Here is a 21645-nt window from a genome sequence, read left to right as displayed (position 1 = left end):
CTTCTTTTTAAAAGGTAGTTACGAATAGGGCGTGAGGGTGCTGCGTCTTATATTCTTCTTTCCATGGAATGTTTAATTGCTCCCATGTTTCCCCGCTATCTATAGATTGAAAGACGCCATTATTATTTAAAGCATAAAACGTATGAGGTTCTGCTGGATTCGTAGCAAGCATGGAAATGACTGTGCCGATTGCAGGTGGTAAGCCTTTATGTACTTGTTCAAATAAGGTATCCTTCGTTTTTCGGTATATATAGGATTCATAAGGAATACGGTGGTGAGCTAAGTCGGCACTTGGTGCGGCAGAAACAAGGATTGTATCACAATCAGCTGGGTCAATTGCCATACTATATAAATAATGATGTTCTAACCCTTCACTGCATGAAATCCAAGTATTACCATTATCGTGGCTTTCGAGATATGCTCGTTCAGGTCCGTTCATAAATCCATCACCACATGATGCATATAGGCGGTTAGGGGCATCATCGTGCATGAGTAACTGATGGGCGTCGATTGGAGCACCGAATTTTTTATCGCTCCATGTCTGTCCATGATCATTACTTTGAATAACGGCGCCAGCTTCGATAGATACATGTATTGTATTTTCATTATGGGGGTCTATTGTAATCCATCGTACATGATGCGTAAAGGGACGAGGTGGAAAAGCCCATGTATAGGAAGATAATAATGATTTCATCGTTTTTAGTTCTGTCCACGTTTCTCCTCCATTTTCTGAACAGAATAACGCACTAGGTTCTGTTCCAACATAAATAGTGCCGTAACCGTTCTTTTGTTTTGCGGAGCTTATAGTAATGGAAGTAATAGTAGAATGAAGAATTCCATCTTCTTTCGGAAAATCAAAATAGCGATAGGCATCGCCAATCGGTCTCCAAGAATCTCCTTTATTATCGCTTACCCATAATCCTCGTCCAAAAGTACCGCAGTAAATACGATTCGGTTGGAATGGGTCAACTGCGATACAAGTGGGTTGCATATGTTGTAAGTGACATTGAATTTGGAAGTCCCCATCTTTCTCTTCAGCAACAATAATTTCACGCTCCATACAAAGAAATAATCGCTTCAAATGAAACGCCTCCTTTTTTAGTTGTACATTATTAAACAATATGAGAAAGAAAGGGAAGTAGTCTTGTTTTTTTGAGAAAAAGGAATCGAGCATGAAAATGACGAAGAGGGTATAGGAAGGGTGTAACAGATACATTACGATAAGAATAAGTGCTATGAACGTAAGGAACAAATATGTGAAAAGAAGAAGTCAATATACAGCATTCAATGATTCGAAGACAATTTGCAAAGTATGAAAGAAAAAAGATGCGAAAAAGTGTCATAACATTTGCCTTGCAACATACATATATATAATGTGGCCACAAACAGTTTGGAAGGTAAATATTTCATGAAATTATTTTACTTATAAAGTTTCACCTTTTATAGTCAAATTGATAATTGATAAAGATTATCATCTATAATCATTGTAGAAAGGAGTTTTTTTAAAAGTGTGTAGTCAACTCCGTTTTGCTATTGAAAATCGAAAAAAGCAATTGATTGATCAGTTAATTGGGGCAGGGGTATTTAAAATTCTCAATCGCCAATTATATGAGCTTTCATTAGAGGAACTAGAAAAAGAATACAAGAACATTAAGAAATACGCTGAAATTCAGGCATAGTTATATAGATATAGAATAAGTCAGAAGAGCCGTTTATGTTGGATGCAGCATAAACGGCTCTTCGTTATTTTGTAGAAATGATGTTTTGAATTTCTTTCATTGGGCGTAACCAGTTTTGTGTGATCATTTTCTCTAATTTCTCTTCATCTTTCTCTTGTAAAGCTTTAATCATGAAATGATGCTCTTCAATCGATTGCTTTGCTGGAGTAAGAGCTTGAAAAAATATATATTCAAGGCGTAATACATGAAGGTGAAGGTTGGCTAAGAAAGGTTCGATATATGTATTTTTTGATATTGCTACTATTTTATTATGAAATGCTACATCTAATTGTAACGTTTTTTTTGTATTTTTCTCAAGCAATGCTGTTTGAAATGTAGAATTGATTTGCGAAAGCTCTACAATATCAGTCTCATTGATATGCTTCATAGCTTGTTTTCCAGCGATTGTATGAAGCCCAGCGATTGTTTCATACATGATAGGTACGTCTTCTAATTTTATTGGTGCAATTTTTGTTTTTTGTCCCGGTACCATCTCGACTAGTCCTGAAATTTCTAATACTTGAAGTGCTTCCCTAACAGGTGTTCGACTTACTCCTAAAGCTTTAGCCAGCTCTCCATCATGAATCTTTTCATCAGGTTGTAAGACCCCTTCAATAATCCAGTCTTGTAATTGATTTAAAACGAGTGATTTAGCGGATAATCTTTCTTGTTTTTGATAATTTTGAGGAATAGGCATAATGAAGAAGAACTCCTTTCGCTATTTACTTCCTATTTTCTTTTTTGTTTGAACAAGCCGTAATTTTGGTTTCCCTTCATCAGGTTTTTGGCTCAATAAAAGTACCATTACGATCACGCAAATTGCGCCTAGTAGTTGAAATGATTGAAAGGGAACATGCAAAATAAGAACACTTGAAAGAATTGCTGCAAGAGGTTCTGTGCAACCAAATAATGTTGTTTCTTTTGGAGTTAAGTATCGTATGCTGTCTAAATATAAATAAAATGCAATGAGTGTACCAAAGATGATAACGAATGCGATCAAAAGTAAGTTTTGAATGTGGAGATATTTCATGCTAGATAGTAAGATAAATTCATTTGTAGAAAAGAAGTGTAACATGGTTACACCAATCCCCCCGATGATCATTCCCCATCCCACAATAACTGCTGAAGACCATCTATCTAATAACTCTTTTGAATATAAACTATAAAATGCTAATGATAATCCTGATAAAATACCCCAAATGATAGCAGGAGCAGAAACAGAAAGAGTATGAATAGAACCATTTGTTAATAAAAAGAATGTTCCGATTAAAGAAAGTGTAATGGAAATAAAGTCAATGATTTTCGGGCGAATCTTCCATTTGAAGATTAAGTATACAGTGATGAAAATAGGTGCTAAATATTGCAATAATGTTGCAATTGCAGCGTTTCCTTCACGAATAGATGCAAAATAAGTATATTGTACAGCTAGCATACCTAGTAATCCGAATAAAATCATTTTATTCGCATCACTTTTTTGTTTCCAAATCCCGAATATTTCATGTTTTTTACTACGAAATGATGCAAATAAGAGCAATAGAAAGCCTGATATAAGTAGGCGAATTGTTACAAGCCATTCGGCAGATACACGTTCTTGTTGGAAAAGTTGTTGTGCAGCAGTCCCAGATAATCCCCATAAACTGGCTCCTATAATCACCATTATAATTCCTTTTAACCTAGCTGAATTCATAATAAAAGCCTCCTTTCTAGAGGAAATGCAGTAAAATATGTAATACAATATGCAATATATCACGAATAATAATAAAGATAAATGGAATTTTCGAAAAAATAAATTAGATAATAGATGGAGAGATGGTAAATGATTGGAGGGGGAGATTTGATGATCGGTGGTTTTATCATTTGTTTTTTGTTAGGTATGTTCATCATCATGTTAGGATACCAAATTCACATAAAAAAGAGATTATTTCTTCTAGCAGGATATCAAGAAGAAACGTTTGTAGGAGATAAGGAAAAACTTGCAAAAATATCAGGTTTTTTTCTTATACAATCGGCATTGTCACAATCTTATTACCATTTGGCTTAGAAACAATTGGTGACAATGCTGGAATTGGCTATGCGGCATTTGTTGTCATCAGCACAATTGTAATTATAATATGGGGAAATGTAATCAATAAGCCGAAAAAAGAAAAATGAGAACAAGCTGGTTCCTCTCCTAGGGATCTAGCTTGTTCTCATTTATAGTTATAAGGGTTTCATATGCATTTTTGGAAATTATAAATAAAAATATAAGATTTTTTATAATTTTCATTGCGAAAAGGACAATCTACTTTTACAATAGAGAGGGTCATATATATTATATTAAAAGAATAAATCGAAATAATGTGAAAATTTTAGTTTGTCTTTGCTAACTGTATATCGTATACAAGTAAGACGACACACATCATGTTATCGACTTGTAAGGAGAGAAGCAAATGAAAAGTGTAAGATTACCGACGATTCCAGAAATCATCATTTTGTTATTACTGTTTCTTGCTGTCGTCTTTTCTTTTCAAACGATTTTTAATCTCCCTATTCAATTAGCGCTATTTATTTCATGGTTTTTAGTGATTGCGCTAGGACTCAGATTAGGATTTCGTTATCAAGAATTGCAAGATGCAATTATAAAGGGAATTGCTAATGGATTAGAAGCCGTTCTTATTTTAGTTGCAGTAGGGGCACTCATTGGGACATGGATTGCTGGTGGCATTGTGCCAACATTAATCTATTATGGATTAGAGTTTATTCACCCGAGTATATTCTTATTAGCAACGTTAATTATCTGTTCCATTACTTCGATTGCAACAGGAACATCATGGGGAACAGTTGGGACAGCTGGTATCGCGATGATGGCAATTGGAGAAGGGCTTGGATTGCCACTTCCATTAGTGGCTGGGGCAGTGCTGTCGGGTGCTTATTTTGGTGATAAACTATCCCCACTTTCAGATAGTACAGTACTTGCTGCTTCTATGGCAAAAGTAGATGTAATTGCACACGTTCGAGCGATGCTTGTACTAGACGTCCCAGCTTATATCATTACAGGAATTATGTTTACAATTGCTGGCTGGATGTATGATGGAGATCATGTTGATTTAAACAAAGTAGAGTTTTTAAAAGGAGCTTTATTGAAGCAGTTTGATATTAACATATGGATGCTTGTTCCAGCGTTTATTGTTATTATGCTATTGGCAATGAAGCGCCCATCTATGCCAACAATTGCAATGGGAGCACTTCTTGGAGCGATTTGGGCTACGCTTTTTCAAGGTATGCACTTTGGGGAGGCAATTGGAACAGCATATAATGGATTCTCAATTCAGTCAGGGATTGAATTTATTGATAAGTTATTAAACCGTGGTGGTATTAACGGTATGCTCGGTTCAGTAGCTGTTATTATTTTTGGATTAGGATTTGGCGGCTTACTTGAAAAACTAGGTGTTTTAAAAGTAATCGTATCGAAATTTGAGAAGAAATTAAATTCTGCCGGAAATGTAACGTTGTCTACATTAATTGTAGCTTTCTTAGCAAATGTATTTGGCTGTGCGATGTACGTATCGTTAATTTTGACTCCAAAAATTATGCAAGAAAACTATGATAAATTAAAATTAGATCGCCGCGTATTAGCTCGTAACTCTGAAGTAGGTGGAACATTAACAGCTGGTATGGTTCCGTGGTCTGATAATGGTATTTTTATGGCCGGTATTTTAGGAGTAGCGACATTATCATACATTCCATTTATGTGGCTAAGCTTCGTATCTTTAGCTTTAGCAATTATTTATGGATATACAGGTAAATTTATTTGGTATGTAGATGATGCTGAAAAAGGAAAGCAAGTATCATAAATAAAAAGTCACCTTCTGCTAAGAGCAGAAGGTGACTTTTTATATTCTAAGGAATCATTCTATTTTATTTAGGTACTGAAGTGAGAATTCTTATCATTTGATTGGAATTCTGCTAAAATAAGAAATGTAGATATTTTATTTTCAAGGGGATGAAAAAATGGAGTATAGAATTGAAAGAGATACATTAGGAGAAATGAAGGTTCCAGCTGACAAATTATGGGCAGCCCAAACGCAGCGTAGTAAAGAGAACTTTCCGATTGGCACTGAGCGTATGCCACTTGAAATTGTAAAGGCGTTTGCTATTTTAAAGAAAAGTGCTGCGATTAGTAATCAAAAATTAGGAAAATTAGCTGAAGAAAAAGCAGAAGCGATTGTACAAGCAGCTGATGAAATTATGGAAGGGAAATGGAATGAACACTTCCCTCTTGTTGTATGGCAAACAGGTAGTGGTACACAATCAAATATGAATGTGAATGAAGTGATTGCGAATCGCGGGAATCAAATTTTGAAAGAAAAAGGGATTGATGTACATATTCATCCAAATGACGATGTAAATATGTCTCAAAGTTCAAATGATACATTTCCAACAGCTCTTCATGTAGCTTGCGTAATGGCAGTGGAAGAGCATGTATTACCAGCTATTGCGAAGTTAAAAGGTACATTAGCAGAAAAGGTAACCGCTTTTCAACATATTATTAAAATTGGTCGTACACATTTGCAAGATGCTACGCCGCTTACATTAGGACAAGAAATTAGTGGATGGCATCGTATGCTTGAAAAAACGGAGCGCATGATTGCAGAGAGTAATACATATATGAAAGAGTTAGCAATTGGTGGTACTGCAGTTGGAACAGGGATTAATGCTCATCCTAAATTCGGTGAGATGGTAGCGGCAGAAATTAGCCAATTTACAGGCAAACAGTTCGTTTCTGCGCCGAACAAGTTCCATGCGTTAACAAGTCATGATGAAGTTGTATTTGCACATGGTGCACTAAAAGCATTAGCTGCTGATTTAATGAAGATTGCAAATGATGTGCGCTGGCTTGCAAGTGGTCCGCGCAGTGGTCTTGGCGAAATTATTATTCCAGCAAATGAACCGGGTAGCTCTATTATGCCGGGTAAGGTAAACCCAACACAAAGTGAAGCTATAACAATGGTAGCAGCACAAGTAATGGGAAATGATGCAACAATTGGATTTGCGGCTAGCCAAGGGAACTTTGAGTTAAATGTATTTAAACCGGTTATTGCCTATAATTTCTTACAATCTGCTCACTTATTAGCGGATGCCATGGTTTCATTCAATGATAAATGTGCAGTTGGTATTGAAGCGAACGAAGAAGTAATTAAGCAAAATGTGAATCGTTCTTTAATGCTTGTAACAGCATTAAATCCGCATATTGGATATGAAAATGCAGCAAAAATTGCAAAGCACGCACATAAAGAGGGATTAACTTTAAAAGAAGCAGCATTACAGTCAGGATTATTAACAGAAGAACAATTTGACGAAATTGTTGATCCGGAGAAAATGATTGCTCCGAAAGAATAAAAATTTTAAATTGAAATATTCTATCATAGAAGCGAATAAGAGCACTGTCCTACTTATAATAAAAGTGAGACAGTGCTCTTATTTTTAATTTACGTGTCTATCTAATATTTTTACATTTGGACATTTGCTTTTTAATTCGGAAAGAAATTCGTCTTCATTTTGCGGTACACAAGCTGTTAAAGTATCAAATAGTCCATATGCAAATTCAAGTCGTTGTCTTGTCCATTTCTCTGAATGGAGCGGTTTACCATAGTATTTTATATGGCGAATGTCTTCATACAAAATTTCTGTTCTTACAAAACCGCAATGAATAATGAGAGAGGAAGAAGTGAATTTGTAAGTAGACCGAAAGAAATTATATTATATAAGGTCATTCCGACCATAAAGGTATTAAGAAGTGAATGACTATCTTCTAGAAAGAAAAGAATGATGAAAGCGATTGCAATCGTAGAGAATAAAATAATATGAATCGGATTTTGTTTCACTTTAAATTTCAAATCAATCACCTCTATGTAGTATTAAATCATAACGCGTAGATTAATAATTAAAATATGCATAATTGCATATTTCTTAACTTAAGGTTCATGTAAACTATTTAAGTTAAGAAAAACGATACATACTTCTTTTGTGATTTGGTTATTAGCTTTCTGTATTGAGGGTGATAGAAATGAGTAGTGAAAAAATAATAAAGATCTGTTTTATATATAGTTGTATGCTTATAATTAGTGGATGCACCTATCAATTTCAAGACGAATGGAGTCAGAGAAATCGGAAAAAGGATATGATTAAAATGAGCCAAATTTTAGTAAACAGTGTGAAGAAAAAAACAGTTATGCAAAACGCAAGATGATAATGGTAATCATAAAGAACGAAAAGATGCTTCCTATTTTAAAGAAAGCGTCTTTTTTGTTTGCAAAAATTCGAAGTATGGGATTATTAAAAGAATGACTTCTCTTTATCAATGTTAATTATGTGTAGATATATTTTATAGATGTTTATAAAATAAATAAACGAAATATTGAAATGTTTGTTTTTGTTATGTTAAGATGAAAAGGGAATAATAAACGATATTATGATTTGTTTATACTTAAAGTAAACCATGTGGAGGATTGTTTGGTATGAGTGATATTTCAGAGAAATTTTGGGATGCGTCGATTGAAGAATTAAAGAAAGGATATGTGTTTGAGGAAGAAACAGAAACCTATATTTGTTTAGCGTGTGGAGAGTCCTTTAGAAAAGGAGTTATTTACCAGGATCAGCAAGTTTTATATGAATCGGAAAAGTTTGTACAAGTACACATTCAAAATGAGCATATATCTATGTTCGATTATTTATTGCATCTTGATAAAAAGTATACAGGCTTAACAGATTTACAAAAGAAGATGGTTCAATTTTTTTATATGGGATATAGCGATAAAGAAATTGTGAAAGAGCTGGATGGGGGAAGTACATCGACGATTCGTAATCATCGCTTTACATTGCGTGAGAAAATGAAGCAAGCAAGAGTGTTTTTAGCGTTAATGGAACTGTCTGAAGAAAAGGAAAACGTGCCATCTAAATTTGTACCCATTCATAGAACTGCTACGATGGTGGACGATCGTTACAATATTACCGAAGAAGAAAATGATGAAATATTAAAAATGCATTTTACGGAAGGATTAGATGGTCCGCTTGCTAAATTTCCAAAAAAACAAAAAAGGAAATTAATTATATTGCGTCATTTAATAAAGAAATTTAATCGTAACAAAAAGTATACCGAAAAAGAAGTGAATGAAATTTTGAAAGGTGTATATTCCGATTTTGTAACGTTAAGAAGGTATTTAATCGAATATGGTTTTCTTGATCGGACTGATGATGGAAGCCAATATTGGGTGAAGTTATAATAAGAAAGGAAAGAGGAAAATGAATAAAAGAGCAGAATTAAAAACAACTATACAAAGAGATAGAGGTGGAAGCAGGCATTTACTTAATTACCGATACAAAAAATCAAAAGATATGTGTAGAAAGTACAATGAATGTAAAGATGATGAATGGAAGATGCTTTGAGCTAAATGTAGGTTCACATATAAATCGGGTACTACAAGAGGAATGAAAACAATATGGTGAAGAAGACTTTAAGTTTGAAGGATTAGAGGTGTTGCAAAAGAAAGAAACAGAATCTTTTCACCCGAAAGAAGAATTGAAAAAACTAGAAGAAAAATGGTTGGAACAATTACAACCATTTGGAGAGTGCGGATATAACCGAGCAATCCTAAAATAAAGGAGAAATGAATATTGAAATCATCTGTAGAGAACATGAAAGAAAGTGTAGAATCACAAAATCAAGACATGAAGGAAAAACCAATATGGAAATCGATGTCCATATTTTTAGTTCCTCTACTGTTAAGTAATGTTTTACAATCAGTTGGACAATTATTTGGTATGGTAGTTGTAGGACGCTGGCTTGGTGAACATGATTTAGCCGCTATTTCAGCGTTCTTTCCACTCTTTTTCTTACTTGTTTCATTTGTAATTGGAATTGGATCTGGTAGTTCCATTTTAATTGGTCAAGCGTATGGGGCTAAAAATGAAGAGCGCTTAAAAGCAATTGTTGGGACAACATTAACGTTTACATTTATTATAGGGGTTATTTTAGCGATTGTTGGAAGTATATTTGCAATGGATATTATGCGCTTTATGGGTACGCCAGCCAATATTATTGATACGAGTGTGCATTATGCACGGATTTTATTTATTTCGATGCCAGTTTTATTTTTATATTTTGCTTATACAACGTTTATGCGCGGAACAGGGGATTCCAAAACGCCATTTTATTTCTTAATTGTCAGTACAGCTTTAAACACGATTTTATTACCGCTTTTAGTATTTGGATGGCTCGGACTTCCGAAGCTTGATGTGTATGGGGCAGCTTATGCGTCTGTTATTTCAACGATCATCACGTTTGTTGTAATGCTTATGTACTTAAAGAAGAAAAACCATCCATTACAGTTAGATAAGACGGTACGAAAATACCTTCGCATGGATTGGGAGCTGCTCAAATTATTGCTGCGTCTTGGTATTCCAGCAAGTATTAATATGATTTTAGTTTCTTTATCTGAGATTGCGGTTATTGCATTTGTCAATCGCTTTGGTTCGGATGCAACTGCGGCATACGGAGTTGTGAATCAAGTAGCAAGCTATGTACAAATGCCAGCAGTTAGTCTTGGAATTACTGTTTCCATCTTTGCTGCACAATCAATTGGTGCGAATCAGTTTGGACGATTACAAAAAGTCGTTCGAGCTGGTATTATTATGAATTATGTCATTGGGGGCGTCTTAATTGCTCTCATTTACTTATTCGCAAGAGAAATTTTATCACTATTTTTAACAAGCTCAAGTACAATTGATATTGCGCATAGCTTAGTAATGATTACGTTATGGAGCTATTTAATTTTTGGACATGCGCAAATTATTGGTGCTACTATGCGTGCAAGTGGAACAGTACTTTGGCCGACGATTATCGGTGTCGTATCGATTTGGCTTGTAGAGGTTCCTGTTGCCTATGTATTATCGTACCATACTGACCTTGGCATAGAAGGAATATGGATTGGCTATCCAGCTGCCTTTATTGTGAGCTTGCTTTTACAATATGGCTATTATCGATTTGTATGGAAGAAAAAACGAATTACACGACTTGTGAGTTAGAAAATAGCAATACCCTGTATGGAGGGGTATTGCTATTTTTATAAATAACTTTTTAACGTAACGTCAAGATGCTGCCTACTCAGCTCTCCATTACTCGTGTAAAATTCCCAAGCTTTTTCTGGTTTTCCAATAATCTCAAATGAATTTTCAGTAATGTAAATGGCACAATCATCTTCTAAAGCAATACCTTCTATATTTCCTTCATAACGTTGTAAAAGTGAGTGAAAGGCGATGGCCCGGTCTGGTTGATGATAATGCGGACAAAATCTTTTGTTGATGATTCCCCATCCAAGTGCTTCCGCATAATCATTTCGTTCCTCATTTGAACGAATGCTAGAAGTAAACCAACACATAGCACCAGCGCTAACTCCTGCAATTAATGTTTCCTTTTGTAATGCACGCTGTAAACTTTTATCTATTTCATATGTTTTCCAACATTCCATCATATGGATGTAGTTTCCACCGCCAAGATAAATGAGATCTGCAGCATGAATGAGAGCGTCCTGTTCCTTTTTGCTCGGTGTCCTATTTAATGTGCGTAAAACATGAACCTCACAGTTTAATTGTTTTCCAAAGACATTGAAAAATGATTCAATATAATTTTCATCGTCATGACTCGCTGTTGGAATGAATAATACGTTTGGAGACTGTTTATACGTTAGTTCTACAAGCCTTTCGTTAATAGGAAGGTGATTTCCATTTTGTAAATCACCGCCACCAATTACTGTTAATCTCACTTATGAAGCCTCCTCATGATTTTGTTATATAAAAGCTTCGATATGTAAAGAGAACAATCCTGCTATCAATAAAGTGAAACTTTATTCAGTGGGATTTTCTTTGTTATTTTTAAAGAGGTTCTTTATAGTATATATATGGACTTTTACAGATAATGATGGAACAAATTTTTCAGTTTACATAAAGAGGGTGTGTGTACAATGTCATTACAATCAAAATATATAGCAGGAATTTCTCTTGGTGTGATGGGAATTGGATTTGTTGCTACTATTCCGTTTCAACATGTAGTAGCAGGAGAAATTATGCAAGGTGGTTTTGAAGCAGGGTTAGTAGGGGGACTCGCTGACTGGTTTGCGGTTACCGCTTTATTTCGTCATCCGATGGGACTTCCTATTCCGCATACAGCGCTTTTACCGAAAAATCGCAAACGTATGACAAAAGGTCTTGTTACAACATTAGAAAATGATTGGCTGACAAAGGAAAGTATTACAAGCAAACTGAAAGAGTTGCAGTTAACACAAATGGTACTACAAATTGCAGAAAGAGAACTGCAATCAGAAACGGTCAAAAAAGGATTTGTTACGATTATTGAAAAAGCGATTCGGCAAATGAATACAGAAAAACTTGCTGTTATTGTAGAAAAAGAATTAAAAACATACTTGCATACAATCGATACAGGAAATATACTGCAAATTTTAATGGATCAACTCGTAAGGCAAGAATATGATGAGAAGGCGCTTGATTATATGTTAGCGAAAGCAAAGGAATGGACCGCGCAAGATGAAGCGCGGTATCAGCTTGGAAGCTTAGGGATGAAAGCGATGGAAAATATAAAAGTAGATGGCTTTTTGCAATTTACATTAAAATCATTTATGAATATTGTCGATGAAGAAAAAATCGGAAATATATTGCAGAAATTTGTCATAAGTAACATTCATAGTTTGCAAAATCCTCATAATCGTACGAGACAGCTTATCATAATGAAAATGCGTGAGGAGTTCGTTCAAGTAAAAGAAAATGAAGCAGTATTACAGGAGTTACAAAAATGGAAAGAAACGTGGATTGCGAACTGGAATGCAGCTGAAAAAATAAAAGAACTATTAGACCAAGTACAAGAAAGAGCAGTAACTTTTATTAAAAAAGAAGAATTTACAGATCAGTATTTGTTGCCGTTTATGATGAAGCAGCTCAATAAAATAAAAGAAGATGCAGAAGTAGTGCAAAAAATGGAGAATTGGTTGCAAAAGCAAATTGTGAAACTTGTGGAAAACAATCATTCAAAAATTGGACAACTTGTGCAAGAGAACTTAGATAAATTAGATGATCAAACACTTATTACAATGATTGAGAAAAATGTAGGGAAAGATTTGCAATGGATTCGTGTCAATGGTGCTGTATGTGGCTTTGTAATTGGACTTGTGATAGAAGGGGTCAAAGCTTTCGTATAAAGGAGAGCTTCAGTGATTCTACCAACATGCTTAATCGCTGGATATTATTTTCCGATTGAAGTTATGCCGACAACAGTAAAAAAATAGCTGCATGTCTTCCGCAGCGTTGGCTGTTGGATACGATAGAGAAGTTGCAACACGGAATTCTGCTTTCAGGGTTACGGGATAGGTGAGTATTCTTTCTCTTTTTAAATTCAGGAAATTGTTAATTTTCTGCGATGAAAGGATATAATGGAATATACATTTCGTTTAGGAGTACATATAAAGGAGATGAGAGGAACCGTGATTAGCGTTCTTTTTAGTTACGTATTGCTTGGGGTTTCTTTATCAGCACCAGTTGGTCCTATCAATGTTGCGCAAATAAATAAGGGAATAAAAAACGGATTTTTAAGCGCATGGCTTGTAGGGGTAGGTGCGATGTTAGCTGATGTTATGATGATGTTTCTTATTTATTTTGGTGTCTCTACGTATTTAACAACACCTATTGCCAAATTAATGATTTGGGTATTCGGTTTTTTTACACTCTTGTATCTCGGTTATGAAAGTATAAGAGATGCTTCTAAGCAGGTTGACAGTATAGAAAACGAGGAAAAAGAACATCCGATGAAATCATTTGCCGCTGGTTTTTTCATTGCAATTTCTAATCCGCTTAATATTGTATTTTGGATTGGAATCTACGGTGCAGTTTTAACAAGTGCGATTGGTACTGTAGGTAAGGAAAAAGCATTGCTATACAGCATTATGATATTTGTCGGGATTATGATTTGGGACTTATTTATGGCAACGACGATTCACTTCGGTAGAAAATTTGTTAATGATCGTATCATGAAATGGATTTCTCTTGCAGCAGGAATCATATTAGTTGGATTTGGTATGTATTTTGGATATGAAGCTGTTCAAGGAGTTCAAAAACTCATGTAGAAAAAAGGGATGCGGTGTGAAAGCTGCAATCCCTTTTCGTATATATGCATGTAAAATGTTGTATAAGAGTAAGTGTTCTATATAAAATGGGAATAGAAGAATGAATATATGGTTTAATATTTTTTAATATCGTTTTAGTCGGCGGAGGATTTTGATTTCAAAGAAAGGATTACATGTATGGTAAATAAAACAATGATTAAACGGTTATGTGGAGAAGCTGCATATAAAAAAGGTGAAATGTATTATCGAGAAAATCGGGTACATATTACAAATTATCATGTTGAGAGCAATGTTTATGAGGCAACTGTGAAAGGGACGGAAGATTTTTATGTTGTGATAGAAAAAGCGAATCATGGTAATGTTGTTGGAACGTGTACATGTCCTTCACTTGCGTCTATCCCATTATACTGTCAGCATATTGCAGCTGTATTATTCTCCATCAATCATTTTCAACAAGAGCAATCGCTTGAGATAAATCAAAAATCAAGTTCTATATACACTGAAGATGAGCGATTGGCAAATGGTATGTTGCACCTATTTGACCAAAAGCCGCTACGTCCAAAGAGTAAGCAGCATCGTTTCGATACACGTGAAGTACTAGATGTGGAATTCATTTGTGTGCCAGTATCTTTGAAAAGCGGCGGAGCGGTATTAGGTATCCAATTACGGTTAAAGAAACAATACTTTATACATAAGATTAGAGAATTTCTACATCAGGTCGAGCGAAGAGAATCTTTTACATGTACAAATGATTTTACTTACATACCAGAAGAACATAGTTTCGAACAAGAAACAGATACAATTATTCAGCGACTTATTCAAATTTATCAAAATGAGAAAATGTACGTAGAATCGTTGCAAATACATTCTGAACAAGATGAAAGTATGATTTTTATTCCGCCCGCTTCTTGGGAGGAGATGCTTACTTTGCTGTCTAAAGCTTCTTTTGTGAGTTTTATACAAGGTGAGCAAGTACACAATGGATTTCATATTTCAGGGGGATTGTTACCTTTAACGTTTGCATTTCATAAGGGAGAAAACAGCGGTTATATGTTGAAAATTGCTGGCTTGCAAAAGGTGGACGTGATGAGTGCGTATGGGTATGCTCTTTTAGAAGGAAAGCTATATTCTTTAACGATAGAGGATTGTAATAGGCTTATTGCCTTAAAAAAGATGATGAACCAGTCCATACGTAATCAATTTCATATTCCAAGTGATAAAATAGAGCCGTTTATCCAAAAGGTTGTACCAGGGTTAATGAAGATTGGGACAGTTCGGATGGATGAAGTAGTATCAGAAAGGTTTGAAATGCCTTCTTTAAAAGCAAAACTATTTTTAGATCGAGTGAAAAATCGCTTATTAGCAGGACTTGAATTTCAATATGGGAACGTTGTAATCAATCCGCTAGAAGAGGGGCAACCGACTGTTTTAAATCGAGATGAGAAGAAAGAGCGGGAAATATTGCGGATTATGGATGAAAGTGCCTTTGCGAAAACGGAAGGCGGCTATTTTATGCACAATGAGGAAGCGGAATATCATTTCTTATATCATGTTGTTCCAAGGTTAAAAAAGTTGCTTACTGTTTACGCGACGACAGCGATTCAGTTGCGGATTGTAAAAGGGGGCAGTGCCCCTCTTGTACGAGTAAGGCGAAAAGAGCGAATAGATTGGTTATCATTTCGATTTGACATAAAAGGAATTCCAGAAGCTGAAATTAAGGGAGTGCTGGCAGCGCTGGAAGAGAAGCGAAAATATTACCGATTGGCGAATGGATCCTTGTTATCACTTGAAAGTAAAGAATTTAACGAGGTCAACCAATTTGTAAAAGAATCAGGTATTCGAAAAGATTTTTTACAAGGAAAAGAAGTGAATGTACCGCTTGTGCGTAGTATAAAATGGCTAAGCTCACTTCAAGAAGGAAACATTTTAAATATGGACCAATCTGTTCAAGATTTGATAGAAAATATTCAAAATCCTAGAAATCTTAAATTTCCTATACCAGAGGGAATAACGACAGTACTTAGAGAGTATCAAAAGTATGGATTTGCATGGATGAAGACGTTAGCACATTATCGCTTTGGCGGTATATTAGCAGATGATATGGGACTTGGCAAAACGCTTCAGAGTATTGCGTACATTGTCTCCGTTTTGCCTGAAATTCGGAAAAAAAAGCTGCCTGTCTTAGTTGTGGCACCGTCTTCGTTAGTGTATAACTGGCTTCATGAAATTCGAAAATTTGCTCCTCATATACGAGCAATGATTGTAGATGGGAAGCAAATAGAGCGCCGGAATAGTTTAAGGAATATAACGAATTTCGATGTGGTGATTACATCGTATCCTTTATTACGACGAGATGTGAGGCTGTATTCAGAGCCATTTCATACATTATTTTTAGATGAGGCGCAGGCATTTAAAAATCATACGACGCAAACTGCAAAAGCGGTGAAAACAATTCAGGCTGAGTACCGTTTTGGATTAACGGGAACACCTGTAGAAAATTCATTAGAAGAGCTATGGTCGATTTTTTATGTCGTTTTTCCAGAACTACTACCAGGAAAAAAAGAGTTCGGCGATTTAAGACGTGAAGATATAGCGAAGCGAGTGAAACCATTTGTATTAAGAAGGCTAAAAGAAGACGTATTAAATGAGTTGCCAGATAAAATAGAACACTTACAATCATCGGAGTTATTACCAGATCAAAAGCGACTTTATGCAGCGTATTTAGCAAAGTTAAGAGAAGAAACGTTAAAGCATTTAGATAAAGATACGTTACGTAAAAATAAAATTAGAATTTTAGCTGGTTTAACGAGATTGCGACAAATTTGTTGTCATCCCGCTTTATTTGTTGATGATTACAAGGGGAGTTCAGCTAAATTTGAACAATTGTTAGAAATTTTAGAGGAATGTAGAAGTACAGGGAAGCGTATTTTAATTTTTTCTCAATTTACGAAGATGCTTTCTATTATTGGTCGTGAGCTAAATCGTCAAGCCATTCCATACTTTTATTTAGACGGGAATACACCATCACAAGAGCGTGTAGAGCTATGCAATCGGTTTAATGAAGGAGAAGGAGATCTATTTCTTATTTCTTTAAAAGCTGGTGGTACTGGTCTCAATTTAACTGGTGCAGATACGGTAATATTATACGATTTATGGTGGAATCCAGCAGTTGAGCAACAAGCGGCGGATAGGGCGTACCGAATGGGGCAAAAAAATACAGTACAAGTGATTAAGTTAGTAGCCCGCGGAACAATTGAAGAAAAGATACATGAACTTCAAGAGAGTAAGAAAAATTTAATTGCTGAAGTGATTGAACCGGGGGAAGAGAAATTATTTTCTATTACGGAGGAAGAAATTCGGGATATACTTATGATTTAAATGTAAAAAAAGCTATGCTTTCACCTAGATGAAAGCATAGCTTTTTTGCTGTAATAATTTTATTTTGTTTTGAACAAAGTAAAGAAATAAAACAAAATTTATTTGTTAGTCCCTTTACTTTTATTTTTATATGGCTTTGCAATTTTCTTTTTTCTTGCGCTTGATTGCCAACGGTTCCATCCTTTGCTTCCTGTACCTTGTCCTACACCTTTTTTCGGTTTCGCTTTCGTTTTACTCACATCATCACTCCGCTATATAAAGACATTATTTAATAATAGTCAATCATTGAGAAAATAATCTTGATAAAGGACTATGTTTGTTTTAAATAAAAAACGACTTGAATGCTATAGTATATCATGAATTTGCAAGTAATATTGAAAGGAATTACAAAGAAAATGAAAATAATAAGAAATACTGCGGATTCTATATTTCGAACGATTATATTAATTGCTGTGTATATGTTCGTTTCGGTCAGTGAAACGTTTTTCGGATTGACGAGGCAAAAGAAGTAAAGATAGCATATTAACAACAATCAATAAAGACTTAAAATAAAGAATTGAAACATATTTTTAAAAATTCATTGACTTTCTTTGTTTTTTGTATAAAATAATCATTAATAAAATGTTTCAGAGATGTGACAACAAAAAAGACTATGAAAGGACGAGTAGTAGTAGGACGTAGTCAAAGCGAGTCAGGGATGGTGTAAGCCTGATACGAAACCTATTATGAAGAACCTCCTGGAGTCGCTAACCGAAATCCAACTATGGAAAGTAGACTTAGCCGGGAACTTCGCCGTTACAAGAAGAACAGTATCGAGATTTGTATCTCCGTACTGTATAAGTGAGCAACCTCTGTTGCTAATTTGGGTGGTACCGCGGAACCAAAGCCTTTCGTCCCAGTTTTTTGGGAAAGAAAGGCTTTTTTGATTGGTTTCTTTCCATTACATCCAAACATTTTAGGAGGAAATGGACATGTATCAATCATTAATGACAGTAAGAGAAACACAAATCGCAATCAAGGAAGTTAAAACATTCTTTGAAGATCAATTGGCAAAACGACTTGGACTATTCCGTGTATCTGCACCATTATTCGTAACGAAAAAATCAGGTTTAAATGATCACTTAAACGGTGTAGAACGCCCAATTGAATTTGATATGCTACATTCAGGAGAAGAATTAGAAATTGTTCATTCACTAGCGAAGTGGAAACGATTTGCGCTACATGAATATGGCTATGAAGCTGGTGAAGGTTTATATACAAACATGAATGCGATTCGCCGTGATGAAGAGCTTGATGCAACACATTCCATTTACGTTGACCAGTGGGATTGGGAAAAAATTGTTCAAAAAGAATGGCGTACAGTGGAATACTTGCAAGAGACAGTACGGACGATTTATGGAATATTTAAAGATTTAGAAGACCATTTATTTGAAAAGTACCCATTCCTCGGTAAATATTTACCAGAAGATATTGCATTTATTACTTCGCAAGAATTAGAAGATAAATATCCAGAGCTAACACCGAAAGAGCGTGAACATGCAATTGCGAAAGAATATGGTGCGGTCTTTATTATTGGAATTGGTGATGTACTTCGCTCTGGTGAAAAACATGATGGACGTGCAGCTGACTATGATGACTGGAAATTAAATGGTGATATTTTATTCTGGCATCCCGTACTTCAATCTTCATTTGAATTATCTTCAATGGGAATTCGTGTGGATAGTCAATCACTTGACGAACAGCTAACGAAAGCTGGAGAAGACTTCAAACGCGATTACGATTTCCATAAAGGAATTTTAGAAGATGTACTACCATTAACAATTGGTGGTGGCATTGGACAATCAAGAATGTGCATGTATTTCTTACGTAAAGCACATATCGGTGAAGTTCAATCTTCTGTATGGCCTGATGAAATGCGGGAAGCTTGTAAGAAGGAAAACATTCATTTGTTTTAAATAGAAAGTATGTAAAGGATAGTTGGTTCAATCATAGAACCGCTATCCTTTTTTATAATCATAAAACGAGTATAAATTAGTGATTGACAGTTATTATATAGGTGTTTTTCTTATGTGATCGGTATTGATTTAGGAATCGTTTCTATGCTGTTGTCTGTAATTGGACTCTTGATAACATATTTTAAATTAGATATGGAGTAAGACGCGGGAACTGTTTGAAGTATTGTACATGCTTTTATAGTATTTAGGATTAATCATATTCCGTATCTAAATTTTTTAGGAATATCAGCACATGATCTTATTTATCTTACTGTTTTGTATCGCACTGATTGAGTAGTTACAGTAAACAGGACAGTTATATGCCCGATTTAAATCAGTAGGGAAGCGAGGGGAAGGTGATAAAAAAGCACATTTTAATGGGATATAAAATGTGCTTTTCATTATGTAATGAAAGAAATTTTTACATGTTTGTGTCGAAGGATAGCAACATGTTTTGTAGAGCCTTTTTATATAGGTTCATCGGAATATGCTGCTGGCTGATATTATAAAATATAGATATACCGTTTTCTAATGAAAGGATAGTCCACGCTATTTCTTTTGCTGATAAAGTAGCTTGATAGTCTGTGTTTTGTATGAAATTTTCAATAGACTTAGAAATTTGTTCTACCGCATCAGCAATCAATCTTGCCCATTTATCTCGCACTGATTCCTCACGCATTGCATATAGAAGAAATTCCATAGTAAGCATGTTCCATGTTTTTGTTTTCTGTCTAAGAGAATGGGAATATTGGTCCATTTTCTCGATAAAGCTTGCTAATGATTGCTCTTTTTCTATCATGATACAAATATCTTGCACATATAGATGCATTTGTCTTTCTACAATTGCTAGAAATAGTTCTTCTTTCGTATGAAAATGAGCATAAACGGCTCCTTTACTAAATCCAGCATGTTCTGCAATCTTATCAACAGAAGCTCCATGGAAGCCTAATTTAGCAAATGTTTCAAAAGCGGATTCTAAAAGTAACTTTCGTGTTTCATGTTTTCGTTGTTCTTGGGTTAATCTTTGGCGGCTCATAATATACCCCCTCTCTTGACAATTATATCATGAGGTATTAATATACCGAGTGGTATATAAGTTCGAATTCGTATATAATTTGTGAACGATACATAGCAGAAAAAATGAAGTGACCGAGAAGATTCATACTCTTTATCACATATTAACGGGCAATTATTTCTCATCGCCTTTCTTTCATGTACTTAACTTTTTAGATGGAGATTTCACTGCCCTAAAATAGTGGATAAAAAAGTAGGAATCATTTGTTCTATTGTAGTAAGATAATTTAATGGAAGGGAGAAAAGATATTATGGGAAGGAAAAAAGAAGTAACAAATGCCCAAAGACAACGACCGGAAATTTTGGCTCAAACTATTAAAACTGGAATTATTAAATCCAATTTGGTGCCAATGTTTGCTGGATTGACACTCGCTTTATATAAATATAAAATAAGCCCGTTTGAAAAAATACCAGAGATTCTATTTGCTTTTATAGGTTCAATCTTAATAATAGGAGCAGCGGGGGCATTTAATAATTTATATGATCGTGATATTGACTCTATTATGGAGAGAACAAAAAATAGACCAACTGTAACGGGAGATATAAGCCCGAAGACAGCACTATGGCTTGGAATATTTATGACGATTTTTGGTTTAGTATTCCTTGCGCTAACGACATATTTAGCAGCAATACTAGGGTTTATAGGTTTATTTTTATATATTGTACCATATACAATGTGGAGCAAAAGAAGAACCATTTACAACACAGAAATCGGAAGTGTTTCAGGAGCAATGCCGCCGCTTATCGGTTGGGCTGCTATATATCCGGATGTGACACATCCAGCTATTATCGGTCTTTTTATTATTATGATTATTTGGCAAATGCCTCATTTCTATGCAATAGCGATTCGTAAACATAAAGAGTATGAGGCTGCGAACGTTCCAATGCTTCCAGTAGTGAAGGGAGTTAAAAGAACATATATACAAACAAATGTGTATTTAGTTATTTTAATTATCATAAGTATTCTTTTAGGATCATTAAGTATCGGCCTTATGTTAGTATCGCTTCTATTAAGCATTTTATGGTTGGCCTTAAGTATTTATGGGTATAAAAAAATGGATTCAGAGAAATGGGCAAAATCATTGTTTATTTTCTCACTGTTCCATATGACAATTTTATTTTCCACAGTTATTATCTACTCTCTTGTAGGTATCTTTTTTGGAAGTTAATTTGCAAATCATAAAAAACAATTTCCACTATATAAAAGGGGAAATTGTTTTTTATTATGTCAATATTGTTTTCTTACCTTTTTAAATGATATGGAAAACATTTCGTGTTTCATAGTGTAACATAATCATAATTAGCTAGAGAACA

General features: G+C 34.8%; 18 protein-coding genes, 3 pseudogenes and 1 other annotated feature. Of the genes and pseudogenes, 13 read left to right on the top strand and 8 right to left on the bottom strand.

Annotated elements, in window-relative coordinates; genetic code table 11:
• Positions 1–7: 7 nt before the first annotated feature.
• A complete protein-coding gene (locus MR056_RS13215; protein WP_048722749.1) occupies positions 8–1081 on the bottom strand; it encodes a WD40/YVTN/BNR-like repeat-containing protein in 1074 nt (357 codons plus the stop codon).
• Positions 1082–1508: 427 nt separating this feature from the next.
• On the opposite strand from MR056_RS13215, the gene fbpA reads away from it, so the two are divergent.
• Complete coding sequence (fbpA, locus tag MR056_RS13210; protein WP_048722750.1) at positions 1509–1679, top strand: Fur-regulated basic protein FbpA; 171 nt, start codon at positions 1509–1511, stop codon at positions 1677–1679.
• A 64-nt stretch (positions 1680–1743) separates the two neighbouring features.
• Here the strand turns inward: fbpA and MR056_RS13205 are convergent, their stop codons facing one another.
• Together MR056_RS13205 and MR056_RS13200 are read right to left on the bottom strand one after the other, a co-directional pair.
• On the bottom strand, positions 1744–2415 hold the full coding sequence (locus MR056_RS13205) for a GntR family transcriptional regulator (RefSeq protein WP_012093905.1): 672 nt from the start codon (positions 2413–2415) through the stop codon (positions 1744–1746).
• Positions 2416–2436: 21 nt separating this feature from the next.
• The gene (locus MR056_RS13200; RefSeq protein WP_012093906.1) at positions 2437–3405 is read right to left on the bottom strand and encodes a DMT family transporter; all 969 of its coding nucleotides are present in this window, start codon (positions 3403–3405) and stop codon (positions 2437–2439) included.
• Between the two features lie 150 nt (positions 3406–3555).
• Between MR056_RS13200 and MR056_RS13195 the strand changes: the two are divergent.
• From MR056_RS13195 to fumC, 3 genes and pseudogenes are all read left to right on the top strand, one after another.
• Positions 3556–3869 (top strand): annotated as a pseudogene (locus tag MR056_RS13195) (DUF3784 domain-containing protein).
• Positions 3870–4147: 278 nt separating this feature from the next.
• Positions 4148–5551, top strand: a complete 1404-nt coding sequence (gene nhaC / locus MR056_RS13190) for a Na+/H+ antiporter NhaC (RefSeq protein WP_048722752.1) — start codon at positions 4148–4150, stop codon at positions 5549–5551.
• Positions 5552–5708: 157 nt separating this feature from the next.
• A complete protein-coding gene (gene fumC, locus MR056_RS13185) occupies positions 5709–7097 on the top strand; it encodes a class II fumarate hydratase (RefSeq protein ID WP_012093909.1) in 1389 nt (462 codons plus the stop codon).
• 84 nt (positions 7098–7181) lie between these two features.
• Here fumC and MR056_RS22695 read toward each other — a convergent pair whose 3' ends face one another.
• Both MR056_RS22695 and MR056_RS22690 read right to left on the bottom strand, forming a co-directional pair.
• Positions 7182–7379, bottom strand: a complete 198-nt coding sequence (locus tag MR056_RS22695; protein ID WP_375293717.1) for a PH domain-containing protein — start codon at positions 7377–7379, stop codon at positions 7182–7184.
• 11 nt (positions 7380–7390) lie between these two features.
• Positions 7391–7594 carry a hypothetical protein gene (locus MR056_RS22690; protein WP_345891814.1) on the bottom strand — a complete coding sequence of 68 codons (204 nt, stop codon included), beginning with the start codon at positions 7592–7594 and terminating at the stop codon, positions 7391–7393.
• Between the two features lie 621 nt (positions 7595–8215).
• On the opposite strand from MR056_RS22690, the gene MR056_RS13175 reads away from it, so the two are divergent.
• The 3 genes and pseudogenes from MR056_RS13175 to MR056_RS13165 all read left to right on the top strand — a co-directional run bounded on the left by MR056_RS13175 (position 8216) and on the right by MR056_RS13165 (position 10781).
• The gene (locus MR056_RS13175) at positions 8216–8980 is read left to right on the top strand and encodes a DUF2087 domain-containing protein (protein WP_210351544.1); all 765 of its coding nucleotides are present in this window, start codon (positions 8216–8218) and stop codon (positions 8978–8980) included.
• Between the two features lie 19 nt (positions 8981–8999).
• Positions 9000–9357 (top strand): annotated as a pseudogene (locus MR056_RS22685) (GIY-YIG nuclease family protein).
• 35 nt (positions 9358–9392) lie between these two features.
• Positions 9393–10781 (top strand): MATE family efflux transporter, encoded by a 1389-nt coding sequence (locus MR056_RS13165; protein WP_375293718.1) that lies wholly within the window; start codon positions 9393–9395, stop codon positions 10779–10781.
• Between the two features lie 38 nt (positions 10782–10819).
• Here MR056_RS13165 and MR056_RS13160 read toward each other — a convergent pair whose 3' ends face one another.
• Positions 10820–11518 carry a peptidase E gene (locus MR056_RS13160; RefSeq protein ID WP_087094782.1) on the bottom strand — a complete coding sequence of 233 codons (699 nt, stop codon included), beginning with the start codon at positions 11516–11518 and terminating at the stop codon, positions 10820–10822.
• Positions 11519–11716: 198 nt separating this feature from the next.
• On the opposite strand from MR056_RS13160, the gene MR056_RS13155 reads away from it, so the two are divergent.
• The 4 genes and pseudogenes from MR056_RS13155 to MR056_RS13140 all read left to right on the top strand — a co-directional run bounded on the left by MR056_RS13155 (position 11717) and on the right by MR056_RS13140 (position 17263).
• Positions 11717–12964 (top strand): DUF445 domain-containing protein, encoded by a 1248-nt coding sequence (locus tag MR056_RS13155; protein ID WP_210351548.1) that lies wholly within the window; start codon positions 11717–11719, stop codon positions 12962–12964.
• A gap of 12 nt (positions 12965–12976) precedes the next feature.
• Positions 12977–13110: pseudogene (locus MR056_RS13150) on the top strand (ABC transporter permease); the annotation flags it as partial.
• Positions 13111–13234: 124 nt separating this feature from the next.
• Complete coding sequence (locus MR056_RS13145; protein WP_239431030.1) at positions 13235–13885, top strand: LysE family transporter; 651 nt, start codon at positions 13235–13237, stop codon at positions 13883–13885.
• A 177-nt stretch (positions 13886–14062) separates the two neighbouring features.
• Positions 14063–17263 carry a DEAD/DEAH box helicase gene (locus MR056_RS13140; protein WP_255815961.1) on the top strand — a complete coding sequence of 1067 codons (3201 nt, stop codon included), beginning with the start codon at positions 14063–14065 and terminating at the stop codon, positions 17261–17263.
• A gap of 98 nt (positions 17264–17361) precedes the next feature.
• Here the strand turns inward: MR056_RS13140 and MR056_RS13135 are convergent, their stop codons facing one another.
• Positions 17362–17502 carry a DUF3934 domain-containing protein gene (locus MR056_RS13135; protein ID WP_012093917.1) on the bottom strand — a complete coding sequence of 47 codons (141 nt, stop codon included), beginning with the start codon at positions 17500–17502 and terminating at the stop codon, positions 17362–17364.
• Between the two features lie 404 nt (positions 17503–17906).
• Positions 17907–18164, top strand: a binding site (T-box leader).
• 70 nt (positions 18165–18234) lie between these two features.
• Between MR056_RS13135 and asnA the strand changes: the two genes are divergently transcribed.
• Positions 18235–19218: an aspartate--ammonia ligase gene (asnA, locus tag MR056_RS13130; protein ID WP_012093919.1), complete on the top strand. Its 984-nt coding sequence runs from the start codon at positions 18235–18237 to the stop codon at positions 19216–19218.
• A gap of 460 nt (positions 19219–19678) precedes the next feature.
• On the opposite strand, the gene MR056_RS13125 is transcribed toward asnA, so the two are convergent.
• Positions 19679–20293, bottom strand: coding sequence for a TetR/AcrR family transcriptional regulator (locus tag MR056_RS13125; RefSeq protein WP_087098381.1), 615 nt, complete (start codon positions 20291–20293; stop codon positions 19679–19681).
• A 289-nt stretch (positions 20294–20582) separates the two neighbouring features.
• On the opposite strand from MR056_RS13125, the gene cyoE reads away from it, so the two are divergent.
• Positions 20583–21500 carry a heme o synthase gene (gene cyoE / locus MR056_RS13120; protein WP_087098383.1) on the top strand — a complete coding sequence of 306 codons (918 nt, stop codon included), beginning with the start codon at positions 20583–20585 and terminating at the stop codon, positions 21498–21500.
• Positions 21501–21645 lie beyond the last annotated feature (145 nt).

It is taken from the genome of Bacillus cereus group sp. BfR-BA-01360, assembly GCF_022663595.1.
GTDB lineage: Bacteria > Bacillota > Bacilli > Bacillales > Bacillaceae_G > Bacillus_A > Bacillus_A cytotoxicus.
This window is presented reverse-complemented; position numbering and strand designations above follow the sequence as displayed.